This is a genomic window from Mesorhizobium sp. M2E.F.Ca.ET.209.01.1.1 (assembly GCF_004010375.2).
Classification (GTDB): domain Bacteria; phylum Pseudomonadota; class Alphaproteobacteria; order Rhizobiales; family Rhizobiaceae; genus Mesorhizobium.
Map to the genome: position 1 here is coordinate 36,147 of NZ_SADP02000018.1, position 12,638 is coordinate 48,784.

Consider the following 12,638-nt stretch of genomic DNA (forward strand, 5'->3'; position numbering starts at 1 on the left):
TTCGGATGAAGCTGGCAAGGCTTTCAAACCCGAGGGACGCAGCTGCACCGCCTGACAAATTCAGACAAATAGCCTCGGTCGTCCGGGGCAGGTTTTTCAACGGGAGGACTTCATGAAACTCACTCGCAGAATGACGCTTGCCGCTTTCGCCGGCGTGCTCGCACTCGGCACCGCGATGCCGGCCTACGCGGCGGACCTCATCGCCATCATCACGCCCTCGCATGACAATCCGTTCTTCAAGGCGGAGGCCGTCGGCGCCGAGGCCAAGGCCAAGGAGCTCGGCTACGACACGCTGGTGCTGGTCCATGACGACGACGCCAACAAGCAGTCGCAGCTGATCGACACCGCGATCGGCCGCGGCGCCAAGGCGATCATCCTCGACAATGCCGGCGCCGACGCCACCGTCGCCGCCGTGCAGAAGGCCAAGGACGCCGGCGTGCCCTCCTTCCTGATCGACCGCGAGATCAACGCCACCGGCGTCGCCGTGGCGCAGATCGTCTCCAACAACTACCAGGGCGCCCAGCTCGGCGCGCAGGAATTCGTCAAGCTGATGGGCGAGAAGGGCAACTATGTCGAGCTGGTCGGCAAGGAGTCCGACACCAATGCCGGCATCCGCTCCAAGGGTTACCACGACGTCATCGACGACTATCCGGACCTGAAGAAGGTCGCGCAGCAGTCGGCCAACTGGAGCCAGACCGAGGCCTATTCCAAGATGGAATCTATCCTGCAGGCCAACCCGGACATCAAGGGCGTGATCTCCGGCAACGACACGATGGCGATGGGCGCCTACGCCGCGCTTGCCGCCGCCGGACGCAAGGACGTCATCGTCGTCGGCTTCGACGGCTCGAACGACGTGCGCGATTCCATCACCTCCGGCGGCATCAAGGCGACGGTGCTGCAGCCGGCCTTCGCCCAGGCGCAGATGGCCGTCGAGCAGGCCAACGACTTCATCAAAAACAAGAAGTCGCCGGAGAAGGAAAAGCAGCTCATGGACTGCGTGCTGATCAATGCCGACAATGCTCCCAAGCTGGAGACCTTCGCGCTCAAGAACTAAGCCGGCGCGATAGAAGCTGCGAGGGGCGGACGCGCGTTCGTCCCTCGCCTCCATTTCATTTTCCGGGTGCCCTTGATTGCCATGACCAAGCCGACTTGTGCGATGCAGACTTGGCTTATTCTCGCGATGACGGCAGCCATCGGCCTCGGCGGCTGCAAGATCCTGCCGACCCCATCGGCGCGGGGCAGCGACAGCGCCGACAGCTCGGCCTTCAACCCCGACAAGAAAGTCGAGGATATCTGGGCCTCGAAGGTCATTCCCTATCTGCAGCAGAAAGCCGGGCCGTTCGCAGAAGTGCATGCGCTGGCCAAGACCGATCAGGCCGCCGCCGGCGCCAAATACGGCAATCCGAAGAAGCAGGCGAATTCGCCATGGACCTTCGCGGTGCGCATCGAAGGCAAGATCGTCGCCACCAACACCCAGTCGCGCGCGGCGACCGTCGACGTCGACGTCGATGGCGACGGCAAGGCGGATGCGCGGGTGCAGATCGGGCCCGCGATGCGCGGCACCGCGCTGCGCGACAGCCTCAACTTCGTCCAGTTCAACGATTTCACCAACCAGATCGATTTCGCCCAGTTCGGCAAGGCCTTCAATGCCTATGCCGACAAGACGGTGCTGTCCAAGCTGCCGCGCGATGGGCTCGAGGGCCGAACCGCGAAAGTGCTCGGCGCTTACACGATCGAGAGCGGCCAGGACCTGCCGTTGGTGACTCCGGCGGAGACCGAGATCGGGCCGAAGCCATGAGCGCCTCACCCGGTCACGATGTCATCCTCAAGCTGGAGGACATCTCCAAGGTCTATGCCGGCACCGTTGCGGTCAAGCACGCCAATTTCGAGGTGCGCAAAGGCGCGGTCAACGTGCTGGTCGGCGAGAACGGAGCTGGCAAGTCGACGCTGATGAAGATCATCGCCGGCGTCGAACAGCCGACCGCCGGCCGCGTTCTGCTCGACGGCAACGAGGTGTCCTTCTCCTCCTCGGGCGACGCTGTAAGCCGCGGCATCGGCATGGTATTCCAGGAGCTGAACCTGTTCGGCAATCTCTCGGTCGCCGAGAACGTTTTTGCCACGCGAGAGCTCACCAACGTCTTCCGCAAGATTGACCACAAGGGCCAGGAGAGCCGCGCCGCCGAATTCCTCCAACAGCTCGAAGCCGGCATCCGGCCGGACATGCTGGTCGAGGATTTGCGCATCGGCCAGCAGCAGCTGGTCGAGATCGCCAAGGCGGTGTCGCTTGACGCACGCATCTTGATCATGGACGAGCCGACCTCGGCGCTGAGCGCGGCCGAAGTGGAGATCCTGTTCAGGGTCATCGCCGACCTCAAGGCGCGCGGGGTCGCCATCGTCTACATCTCGCACCGGCTGGAAGAGCTGATCCGCATCGGCGACTACATCACCGTGCTGCGCGACGGCCGCATCACCGGCCAGGAAGAGATGCGAAACGTCGACACGCAGTGGATCGTGCGACAGATGATCGGCTCGGACGCCAAGGATTTCGCCAAGGCCGATGGCCATCAACCCGGCGCAGAAGTGTTCCGCGCCGAGGATATCTGCCTGCCGCGCGTCACCGGCGGGCTGGCGGTCGATCACGTCTCGCTGTCCTTGCGCGCCGGCGAGATCCTCGGCATCTACGGACTGATGGGGGCAGGGCGCAGCGAGCTGTTCGACTGCATCATGGGCCGCCACGGCCAGGCCAGCGGCAGGATCTTCATCGACGGCAAGCAGGTGAAGGAGCGCGACACGACGCGGCGCATCCAGCGCGGCCTGGCGCTGATCCCGGAAGACCGGCAACGCGAGGGCCTGGTGTCGATCCTGTCGGTCGCCAGCAATCTGACATTGGCCAGCCTGTCGCGCTTCGTCAGCCTTTTCCACATCCGTGGCGGCGCGGAGCGGCAGGCGGTGACCCAGATGGTGCGGGAGCTCTCGATCAAGGTCGCCGATCCGGCGCAGGAAGTGTCGTCGCTGTCGGGCGGCAACCAGCAGAAGGTGGTGATCGGCAAGGCGCTGCTCACCGGGCCGAAAGTGCTTCTGATGGACGAGCCCAGCCGCGGCATCGATGTCGGCGCCAAGGCCGACGTCTTTCGCACCATGCGCAAGCTTTCGCGCGATGGGCTTGGCATCCTCTTCGCCACCTCGGATCTAGATGAGGTGATGGCGCTGTCCGACCGGATCGCGGTGATGAGCAATGGAAAATTGACGGGCATGTTCGATCGCGCCGAGGCGACGGAGACGGCGATCGTGGCCGCTTCGGCGCTTGGCCACGGACCTATGCATGGAGAGCAACGCCGATGACCGACATTCCAGCCAAGGCTGCCGCGTCATCCGCATCCAGCGGCTCCGTGCTGTTGACGCTGATGAAGCTTAGGACCTTCATCGCGCTGATCGCCGTGCTGGTGTTCTTCTCGGTCGCGGCGCCGAATTTCCTTTCTGCCGCCAATCTGATCCTGATGGCCAAGCATGTCGCGCTCAACGCCTTCCTCGCCATGGGCATGACCTTCGTCATCGTCACCGGCGGCATCGACCTGTCGGTCGGCTCGATCGTAGGCCTGTGTGGCATGGTCGCCGGCTATCTCGTCCTCAACGGCGTCGACCTGCAATTCGGCTACACCGTCTATTTCAACGTCGTCGAGATCGCCCTCATTACGCTTTTGGTTGGTATCTTGATCGGGGCTGTCAACGGACTGCTGATCACCAGGCTGAACGTCGCGCCCTTCATCGCCACGCTCGGCACGCTCTATGTCGCACGCGGCCTGGCGCTTTTGTCGTCGGACGGGCGCACCTTTCCCAACCTCGTCGGCAAGCCGGAACTCGGCACCACCGGCTTCGGCTATCTCGGCGCCGGCAAATTGCTCGGCCTCCCGGTCTCGATCTGGATCCTCGTCGTGGTGGCGCTGGGAGCCGCCTATCTCGCCCGCAACACGCCGCTCGGCCGCCACATCTTCGCCGTCGGCGGCAATGAGCGCGCGGCACGGATCTCGGGCGTTCGCGTCAACATGGTCAAGATGTTCGTCTACATGTTCCCCGGCTTTTGCGCGGCGATTGTCGGCCTCATCATCTCCTCCGAGCTGATGGCATCGCACCCGGCGACGGGCGAGAGCTTCGAGCTGAACGCCATCGCGGCGGCGGTGCTAGGCGGCACCTCGATGTCGGGCGGGCGCGGCACGATCGGCGGCACCATCGTCGGCGCCTTCGTCATCGGCATTCTCTCCGACGGGCTGGTGATGATGGGGGTGAGCTCGTTCTGGCAGATGGTGATCAAGGGGCTCGTCATCATTGTCGCAGTGGTGATCGACCAGGCGCAGCGCCGGCTGCAGAGCCGCGTGACGCTCATGCAGATGGCGAAGGTGAGCTAACCATGGCGGAGCTGCGTGGAGCACTGATCGGCTGCGGCTTCTTCGCCGTCAACCAGATGCATGGCTGGCGCGACATTGACGGCGCCTCGATTGTGGCGATCTGCGACCCCGATCCGGAACGCCTCAGGACAGTCGGCGACCAGTTCGGCATCGAGCGGCGCTACAACGACGCGGCCGCGATGTTTGCCGGCGAGACACTCGACTTCGTCGATATCGCCACCACTGTCGGCAGCCATCGGCCCCTGGTGGAACTGGCCGCCGCCAATCGCATCCCGGTGATCTGCCAAAAACCGTTCGCGCCGACGCTTGCCGACGCCAAGGTCATGGTGAAGGCTTGCGCTGAGGCCGGCGTGCCGCTGATGGTGCATGAAAATTTCCGCTGGCAGTCGCCGATCCAGGCGGTGCGCGCCGTGCTCGACAGCGGCGAGATCGGCACGCCGTTCTTCGGCCGCATCTCCTTCCGCTCCGCCTATGACGTGTTTTCCGGCCAGCCCTATCTGGCGACGGGAAAGCGCTTCATCATCGAGGATCTCGGCATCCATATCCTCGACATCGCCCGCTTCCTTCTCGGCGACGTGTCGAGCCTCACCGCACGCACCACGCGCGTCAATCCCGCCATCGCCGGCGAGGATGTGGCGACGATGCTGATGGACCATGAAGCTGGCGCGACGTCGGTAGTCGATTGCAGCTATGCCACGAAGCTTGCCGTCGAACCGTTCCCCGAGACCTTGATCGAGCTCGACGGCAGCGAGGGCACGATCCGCCTTTCGCAGGGCTACCAGCTGACGGTCACCGGCAAGAACGGCACCAGAGTTTCCGACGTCTCGCCGCCGCTGCTCTCTTGGGCATCGCGGCCGTGGCACAACATCCAGGAAAGCGTTTTGGCGATCCAGAAGCACTGGGTGGACTGCCTGACGGCGGGCAACGAGCCGGCGACATCCGGCGCCGACAACCTGAAGACATTCGCCCTGGTCGAGGCGGCCTATGCCGGCGCCGCCAGCCGGCAGCCGGTGCGGATCGACGATTTGCTCCAATGACCACGGATCGGTTCCTCCTCTACGGCACACGCGTGGTGGAAGCCGAACCGGTCCGGCTCAGTGCGGGTCTACTCAGCGCCGATTTCGTCAATGGCAATCTGCGCACCATCCGTCATGGCGGCGTCGAGGTGCTGCGCGCCATCGCCTATATCGTGCGCGACCGCGACTGGGGCACTTATGAGCCGGCGCTGTCGGACTTGGTCATCGAACAGCATGACGACAGTTTCAGCGCGCGCTATTCGGCGCGGTGCGAGGGAACGGACGGAAGCCGGCTCGGCTTTGACGCCAGGATCGAGGGCCATGCCGACGGTCGCCTGGCTTTCGATGTGAGCGCGCTGCCCGAAAGCGATTTCGAGACCAATCGCTGCGGCTTCTGCATCCTGCATCCGATCTCCGGCCTTGCCGGCAGTCCGGTCAGGGTCGAGCACACGGACGGCCGCGTGGTGGACACAAAACTGCCGCTGCTGATCGACCCCTGGCAGCCTTTCAAGGATATGCGCGCCATCACCCACCAGGTTCGCCCTGGCGTCAGCGCTGAATGCCGAATGGATGGCGACACTTTCGAGATGGAGGATCAGCGCAACTGGTCGGACGCGTCCTACAAGACCTATGTGCGGCCGCTGGAACTCCCATGGCCCTATGTGCTGCCGGCCGGACAAACCAATCGGCAGACGATCGCGCTGCGCATTACGGACGACGGACAGTCGTCGGCCGCCGCGGCGGGTGCGGAACCTGTGCGCGTCGAACCAGGCGAGGCCGGATCGAAGCTGCCCGAGCTCGGCGTGGTGATCTATCCCGAGGATGTCGAGGCGGCGCTTGGCAAGCTGCCGCTCCTCTCGCAACTTGGCCCCCAACAGCTTCTGCTTCACTACGACCCGACACGCGGCCATGGGCTTGATGCCTTGCGAGCCCATGCCGCGCTGGCCAGCGCCTTCTCCGCCGCGACGACGCTCGAATGCGTGGTTGCCTGCGATGGCGATCTCGATGCCGAACTCTCCGCAGTCGCGGCGATGGTGCGCCAGGCGGGTTTGCGGCTCGACGCCATCGCGGTCTCGCCTTCGGTCGACCGGCAGTCGACGCCGCCGGGCAGCGCCTGGCCGGCCTGCCCGGCGCTGGAAGACGTCTATGCCGCGGCACGCCGCGCCTTCCCCGGCATTCGCCTCGGCGGCGGCATGTTCAGCTATTTTACCGAACTCAACCGCAAGCGTGTTCCAGCGGCGCAGCTCGATTTCATCACCCATTGCACCTGCCCGATCGTGCACGCGGCCGACGACCTCAGTGTCATGCAATCTCTGGAGGCCCTGCCTTTCATTACACAGTCGACACGGGCGATCTTTGGGGCAAAACCCTACCGTATCGGCCCCTCGACCATCGCCATGCGGCAGAATCCATATGGCGGGGCGACCAAGGACAATCCCGACGGGCAACGCATCGCCATGGCCAATCGCGATCCGCGCCATGTCGGGCTGTTCGCGGCGGCCTGGACGATCGGCTATGCCGCGCGCGTGGTACCTGCCGAGCTCGAGCTGCTGACGCTCTCGAGCTTCGCCGGATCGTTCGGTGTGCTGGCGCGGGCCGGCGACGCCATCGAGGAAGGGACGCCGCGGCCGATCTTCCACGCGGTCAAGGGTCTCGCTGCGCTGGCCGGCCAGACGCACATCGCTGCGCGCTCCAGCGACGAGAACCGTGTGGCGGTGCTGGCAGGCCGCTCTTCGACCGGCGCGATCACGGCGTGGCTGGCAAACGTCACCCCGCACGATGTGCCGATCGACGCCTCCGAGCTTGTCGGCGAAGCGGCAGGGCCGGTCACCGTCTGGGGCGAAGCGGGTGAACGCACGCTTGTACCCGATGCGGTTCCAGGGCGCTTCACCATGCCGCCCTACGCTATCGCCAGGATCGGCTGAGCGAAGCTATTTCTCCGACGTCAGCACATAGAGGGCGCGCGAGCGTTCGAGGTGTTTGATCATCGCCTTCTCGGCGCCCTCGGCGTCCTTCTTCTCGATGCGGCCAATGATCTCTTCGTGCTCGGTCAGCGTGAACTTTTCCTTGCCGGTCCAGATCAGCATCTCGGTGTGGTATTCCTTCAGCCAGCCGAGCATCGCCTCGCTGACCGCGACATAGATCGGATTGCCCGATATCGCCGCGATCTGTGTGTGGAAGCGCATGTCGGCGGATATGAAGGCCTCGGCATCGCCGCGCGCGGCGCGCTGCTCGGCCACGATTGCCTTGAGCCGCTGCACGTCCTCGGGCGTGGCCTTCTCGGCCGCTTCCCGGACCATGCCGCGCTCGAAGAAGATGCGCGCACTCTTCAGATGCTCCAGCGTGTCCTTCGACGACGACAGGATGATCTTGGCCGCGCCGTCGACCTGCTTGATGATCGACTTGGCGGTCAGTTGCAGCACCTTGGCGCGCTCGCCATGCGAGATGGCGACGAGCCCCATATTGCTTAGCGCCTGCATGGCCTCGCGGATTGCCGGCCGGCCGACCTCGAAGCGCTCCATCAACTCGCGCTCGGACGGCATATCGTCGCCCGGCTGCAACTCGCCGCTGGCGATGAGGCGCTTCAGCCTGACAAAGACTTCGTCGGAAAGCTTACGTCGGATGATCGGTTCCGAACGGTTCATCGCAGCGAATCTCCCTTGACCCAGTCCCAATCTAGCATTGCGGCGGCGATCTCCGGAATGCCTGCCGCCGACGGGATATTGCTTGCAATGCTTATGTACTCATTATACCAGATTTACTATTCAGGGAATTGATTTCCTGCCATTCGACCTCGGTATGACCGGCCATGATCGTCCTCACCTATCGCATCGAGACCTCGGGGAGCGTCGAGGCGCTGGCCGCCAAGATCGCCAGCGACCAGTCGACCGGCACCTTCGTCGCGCTGCCCGGCGAGACCGAGGAGCTGAAGGCGCGCGTGGCGGCGCGCGTGCTGGCGATCCGGCATCTGCCCGAGGCCGCGCCCCCATCGATCCCTGAGGCGGGTCCCGGCCCGTTCAGGCGGGCCGATGTCGATATCGGCTTTCCCTTCGACGCCATCGGCACCGACCTTGCGGCGCTGATGACGATCGCGATCGGCGGCACGTTCTCGATCAGGGGCCTGTCGGGCATTCGGGTTATCGACATGAAGCTGCCGGAAGAATTCAGGGGCGCGCATCCAGGCCCGCAATTCGGTGTCGCCGGCAGCCGCCGGCTGACCGGCGTCGAAGGGCGGCCGATCATCGGCACCATCGTCAAGCCGGCGCTGGGCTTGAGGCCGCACGAGACGGCCGAGATGGTGGGCGAGCTGATTGAGGCCGGCGTCGACTTCATCAAGGACGACGAGAAGCTGATGAGCCCAGCCTATTCGCCGCTGTCGGAGCGGGTGAAGGCGATCATGCCGCTGATCCTCGAGCATGAGCAGAAGACCGGCAAGAAGGTGATGTACGCCTTTGGCATCTCGCATGCCGATCCGGACGAGATGATGCGCAACCACGATATGGTGATCAAGGCCGGCGGCAATTGCGCGGTGGTCAACATCAACTCCATCGGCTTCGGCGGCATGGCTTACCTGCGCAAGCGCTCAGGCCTGGTGCTGCATGCCCACCGCAACGGCTGGGACATCCTCACCCGCCATCCCGGACTCGGCTTTGATTTCAAGGTTTGGCAGCAGTTCTGGCGGCTGCTCGGCGTCGACCAGTTCCAGATCAACGGCATCGCCTCGAAATACTGGGAGCCAGACGACTCCTTCATCCGCTCCTTCGAAGCGGTGACGACGCCGCTGTTTTCGCCCGAGGATTGCGCGCTGCCGGTGGCGGGATCCGGCCAGTGGGGCGGGCAGGCGCCGGAGACCTACGCGCGCACCGGCCGCACGGTCGACCTGCTTTATCTGTGCGGCGGCGGCATCGTCAGCCATCCGGACGGGCCGGGCGCCGGCGTGCGCGCAGTGCAGCAGGCGTGGCAGGCGGCGGTCGAGGGCATTGCGCTCAACGAATTCGCCAGGAGCCATGCCGAGCTGGCGCGCTCGATCGAGAAGTTCGGCGACGGCAAGGCGGCCTGATCATGCAGAACCTGCTCCTCAGTTACTATGGCGACGACCTCACCGGCTCGACTGACGTCATGGAGGCGCTGGAGCTCGGCGGCGTGCCGACTGTGCTTTTCATGCGCAAGCCGGATGCCGGCCTGCTGGCGCGCTTTGCGCATTGCCGTGCCGTCGGCCTTGCCGGCACCAGCCGCAGCGAGTCCCCGCAATGGATGGACACGCATCTCAAGGACGCGTTCACCTGGCTGAAGTCGCTTGAGGCCGAGATCTGCCACTACAAGGTCTGCTCGACCTTCGATTCCAGTCCCGTGATCGGCAGTATCGGGCGGGCGGCCGAGATCGGCCGCGCCGTGTTCGGGCAGGGCTGTGTGCCGCTGGTGGTCGGCGCGCCGCAGCTCAGGCGCTACACCGCCTTCGGCCATTTGTTCGCGGCCTATCAGGACCGCTACTACCGCATCGACCGCCATCCAGTGATGAGCCGCCACCCGGCGACGCCGATGGACGAGTCCGACCTGCTTGTGCACCTGTCGCGCCAAACCGATCTCAAGTCGGATCTGCTCGACCTTGCAACGCTGCGGTCGCCCAACCGGGCCGCCGCCTTCGACAGGCTGGCTGCGGGCGCGGCGCTGCTGCTCGTCGACATCGACAGCCCCGAGAGCCAGGCGCTGGCCGGCAAGGAAATCTGGCGCGCTCGCAAGCCGGGCGGCTATTTCGTCGTCGGCTCGTCCGGCATCGAATACGCGCTGCTCGCCGAATGGGCGCAGCCCGCAGCCCCAGGCGAGGGCGTCCGCTTCCCGCCGCCGGGCGCCGCCGACCGCATCGCCGTCGTTTCGGGGAGCTGCTCGCCGACTACGGAACGGCAGATCAGGCACGCAATGGGCGACGGCTTCGACGGCATCGAGGTCGACCCGGTCGAGCTGGTGTCCGAACAGTCCGACCAGGCCATCGCGCGCGCGACAGCAGCCGGCAAGGCCAGCCTCGAGGCCGGACGCAGCGTCATCCTCTACACAGCGCTTGGGCCAGCAGCCGATCGCGGCGCCGAGATCGACCGGCAGGAGGGCGCCCGCCACAAGCTCGGACGCGGGCTCGGCGAGCTGCTGCGCGCCTTGACCGTGGAGCAAGCGTTGAAGCGTGTGATCATCGCCGGCGGCGATACCTCCAGCCATGCGCTTGGCCAATTGGGCGTCGACGCGCTGACGGTGCGCATGCCGCTACCGGCGTCGCCGGGCTCGCCGCTCTGCGTCGCCCATTCCGGCATCGCGGCGGTCGACGGGCTTGAGGTCGCGCTGAAGGGCGGGCAGGTCGGGACCGACCGCTATTTCTCCGCCATTCGCGACGGTCTCGGCGGTTGACAGGCAGGCTCCGCGCTTCCATACCAGCGGCGTCAATGTTCTCAGGGCGGGGTGAAAGTCCCCACCGGCGGTAAGGGACCCTTAGCTGGGACCCGAGCCCGCGAGCGCCTCCCGGCAACGGGAGGGTCAGCAGATCCGGTGCGATTCCGGAGCCGACGGTCACAGTCCGGATGAAAGAGAACGAAACGGTGAATGGTCCCGCTCGCGCGGGGCTCAATGGCCGTGTCGTGCGTCCTGATTCTGGTTCGAAACGGAAGGATGGACCCATGAATCAGCATTTCCCCAAAGACCAACATAGTCACCGTGTCGCCGTCATTCGGGCGCGCTGGCATGCCGATATCGTCGACCAGTGCGTCGCGTCGTTCGAGGCGGAGCTAGCCGTGCTTGCCGGCGGACGCTTCGCCGTCGAGGTGTTCGACGTACCCGGCGCCTACGAGATCCCACTGCACGCCAAGACCCTGGCCGAGACCGGCCGCTACGCCGCAATCCTCGGCACGGCCTTCGTCGTCAATGGCGGCATCTACCGCCACGACTTCGTGGCGAGCGCGGTGATCGACGGCATGATGAATGTGCAGCTGTCGACCGGCGTGCCGGTGCTCTCGGCGGTGCTGACGCCGCACAATTATCATGACAGCGCAGAGCATCACCGCTTCTTCTTCGAACACTTCAAGGTCAAGGGCCAGGAAGCGGCCAAGGCCTGCGTCGAGATTCTCGCGGCGCGGGAGCGCATCGCCGCCTGAAGCGTTTCACACTTTTCCTGGAATTGCTCTAAAAGCCTGTAGTATCTCAAAAATACTGAAATCGGGAGGATGTCGTGCAGACCAAGAAGATCATCAACGACGGCAACCGCGCCGTTGACGAGATGCTGGAAGGGATCCTCGCGGCGCATCCCGCTCACCTCAGGAGCGTTGACGGCAGCCCGCGCTCTATCATCGCCCGCAACGGTCCGAGATCCGGCAAGGTCGGGCTCGTCATCGGCGGCGGCTCCGGCCACGAGCCGACCTTTCTCGGCTTCGTCGGCAAGGGGCTGGCGGACGCAGCCGCCATCGGCAACGTCTTTGCCTCGCCGCCACCCGATCCGATCCTGGAATGCGCCAAGGCGGCGAGCGGCGGTGCCGGGGTGCTGTTCATGTACGGCAACTACGCCGGCGACGTGATGAACTTCGACATGGCAGCCGAGATGGCGGCGATGGACGACATCGAGGTGCGCACCGTGCTGACTACCGACGATGTCGCTTCGGCGCCGCGCGACCAGCGGGGAAAACGCCGCGGCGTCGCCGGCAATTTCTTCATCTTCAAGGCCGCGGGCGCGGCCTGCGACCGCATGCTTTCATTCGACGAGGTCGAGCGCATCGCCCGCAAGGCCAACGACCACACCTTCACCATGGGTGTCGCCTTGTCGCCTTGTTCGCTGCCGCAGACGCGGCGGCCGAATTTCGAGATCGGCGCCGACGAGATGGAGGTCGGCATGGGCATCCACGGCGAGCCCGGCATCGCGCGCGGCGCGCTCAAGAGCGCCGATGCTATCACCGACGAGATGCTGGATAGGATTCTCCCCGAAATGGCGCCGTCACGCGGCGACAATGTAGCAGTGCTCGTCAATTCGCTCGGTTCGACGCCACTGATGGAACTCTACATCATGAACCGTCGGCTCAAGCAGAGGCTCGACGATATCGGTGTCTCGGTGCACGCGACCTGGGTCGGCAATTACTGCACCTCACTGGAGATGGCCGGCGCCTCCCTAACCTTGGAGCATCTCGACGGGGAGTTGCAGACGATGCTCGACCATCCTTGCGACTGCGCGATGTTCAGGGCCGGCTGAGGA

Annotated in this window: 11 protein-coding genes and 1 riboswitch; of the genes, 10 read left to right on the plus strand and 1 reads right to left on the minus strand. The window is 65.0% G+C overall.

Going from position 1 to position 12,638, the window contains the following annotated elements:
* The first annotated feature begins 112 nt into the window (after positions 1–112).
* The 6 genes from EN852_RS26840 (at position 113) to EN852_RS26865 (ending at position 7,344) form a co-directional block, all read left to right on the plus strand.
* A complete protein-coding gene (locus EN852_RS26840; RefSeq protein WP_127227879.1) occupies positions 113–1,054 on the plus strand; it encodes a D-ribose ABC transporter substrate-binding protein in 942 nt (313 codons plus the stop codon).
* Positions 1,055–1,180: 126 nt separating this feature from the next.
* Complete coding sequence (locus EN852_RS26845) at positions 1,181–1,798, plus strand: DUF2291 family protein (protein ID WP_246694410.1); 618 nt, start codon at positions 1,181–1,183, stop codon at positions 1,796–1,798.
* Positions 1,795–3,342, plus strand: coding sequence for a sugar ABC transporter ATP-binding protein (locus EN852_RS26850; protein WP_127878339.1), 1,548 nt, complete (start codon positions 1,795–1,797; stop codon positions 3,340–3,342). The genes EN852_RS26845 and EN852_RS26850 overlap by 4 nt, the downstream gene beginning before the upstream one ends.
* On the plus strand, positions 3,339–4,403 hold the full coding sequence (locus EN852_RS26855) for an ABC transporter permease (RefSeq protein WP_127878341.1): 1,065 nt from the start codon (positions 3,339–3,341) through the stop codon (positions 4,401–4,403). The genes EN852_RS26850 and EN852_RS26855 overlap by 4 nt, the downstream gene beginning before the upstream one ends.
* Positions 4,404–4,405: 2 nt before the next feature.
* Complete coding sequence (locus tag EN852_RS26860) at positions 4,406–5,440, plus strand: Gfo/Idh/MocA family oxidoreductase (RefSeq protein ID WP_127878343.1); 1,035 nt, start codon at positions 4,406–4,408, stop codon at positions 5,438–5,440.
* Complete coding sequence (locus tag EN852_RS26865; protein ID WP_127878345.1) at positions 5,437–7,344, plus strand: hypothetical protein; 1,908 nt, start codon at positions 5,437–5,439, stop codon at positions 7,342–7,344. Before EN852_RS26860 ends, EN852_RS26865 begins: the two co-directional genes overlap by 4 nt.
* A 6-nt stretch (positions 7,345–7,350) precedes the next feature.
* Here EN852_RS26865 and EN852_RS26870 read toward each other — a convergent pair whose 3' ends face one another.
* Positions 7,351–8,064, minus strand: coding sequence for a transcriptional regulator NanR (locus tag EN852_RS26870; protein WP_127863973.1), 714 nt, complete (start codon positions 8,062–8,064; stop codon positions 7,351–7,353).
* Between the two features lie 164 nt (positions 8,065–8,228).
* Between EN852_RS26870 and oiaX the strand changes: the two genes are divergently transcribed.
* The 4 genes from oiaX to EN852_RS26890 all read left to right on the plus strand — a co-directional run bounded on the left by oiaX (position 8,229) and on the right by EN852_RS26890 (position 12,635).
* A complete protein-coding gene (gene oiaX, locus EN852_RS26875) occupies positions 8,229–9,479 on the plus strand; it encodes a 3-oxo-isoapionate-4-phosphate decarboxylase OiaX (RefSeq protein WP_127878347.1) in 1,251 nt (416 codons plus the stop codon).
* Positions 9,480–9,481: 2 nt separating this feature from the next.
* Complete coding sequence (locus tag EN852_RS26880) at positions 9,482–10,813, plus strand: four-carbon acid sugar kinase family protein (RefSeq protein ID WP_127878349.1); 1,332 nt, start codon at positions 9,482–9,484, stop codon at positions 10,811–10,813.
* Positions 10,814–10,846: 33 nt separating this feature from the next.
* A riboswitch (FMN riboswitch) is annotated at positions 10,847–10,999 on the plus strand.
* A gap of 80 nt (positions 11,000–11,079) precedes the next feature.
* A complete protein-coding gene (locus EN852_RS26885; protein WP_127863976.1) occupies positions 11,080–11,553 on the plus strand; it encodes a 6,7-dimethyl-8-ribityllumazine synthase in 474 nt (157 codons plus the stop codon).
* A gap of 74 nt (positions 11,554–11,627) precedes the next feature.
* Entirely contained in the window at positions 11,628–12,635 is a 1,008-nt protein-coding gene (locus EN852_RS26890; RefSeq protein WP_127878351.1) for a dihydroxyacetone kinase subunit DhaK, read from the plus strand.
* Positions 12,636–12,638 lie beyond the last annotated feature (3 nt).

Excerpts from the sequence above, each read along its gene's own strand:
- EN852_RS26865 (WP_127878345.1), top strand. The coding sequence starts at position 5,437 with ATGACCACGGATCGGTTCCTCCTCTACGGCACACGCGTGGTGGAAGCC.
- EN852_RS26885 (WP_127863976.1), top strand. The coding sequence starts at position 11,080 with ATGAATCAGCATTTCCCCAAAGACCAACATAGTCACCGTGTCGCCGTC.
- EN852_RS26850 (WP_127878339.1), top strand. The coding sequence starts at position 1,795 with ATGAGCGCCTCACCCGGTCACGATGTCATCCTCAAGCTGGAGGACATC.
- EN852_RS26860 (WP_127878343.1), top strand. The coding sequence starts at position 4,406 with ATGGCGGAGCTGCGTGGAGCACTGATCGGCTGCGGCTTCTTCGCCGTC.
- EN852_RS26855 (WP_127878341.1), top strand. The coding sequence starts at position 3,339 with ATGACCGACATTCCAGCCAAGGCTGCCGCGTCATCCGCATCCAGCGGC.
- EN852_RS26840 (WP_127227879.1), top strand. The coding sequence starts at position 113 with ATGAAACTCACTCGCAGAATGACGCTTGCCGCTTTCGCCGGCGTGCTC.
- oiaX (WP_127878347.1), top strand. The coding sequence starts at position 8,229 with ATGATCGTCCTCACCTATCGCATCGAGACCTCGGGGAGCGTCGAGGCG.
- EN852_RS26845 (WP_246694410.1), top strand. The coding sequence starts at position 1,181 with ATGACGGCAGCCATCGGCCTCGGCGGCTGCAAGATCCTGCCGACCCCA.
- EN852_RS26880 (WP_127878349.1), top strand. The coding sequence starts at position 9,482 with ATGCAGAACCTGCTCCTCAGTTACTATGGCGACGACCTCACCGGCTCG.
- EN852_RS26870 (WP_127863973.1), bottom strand. The coding sequence starts at position 8,064 with ATGAACCGTTCGGAACCGATCATCCGACGTAAGCTTTCCGACGAAGTC.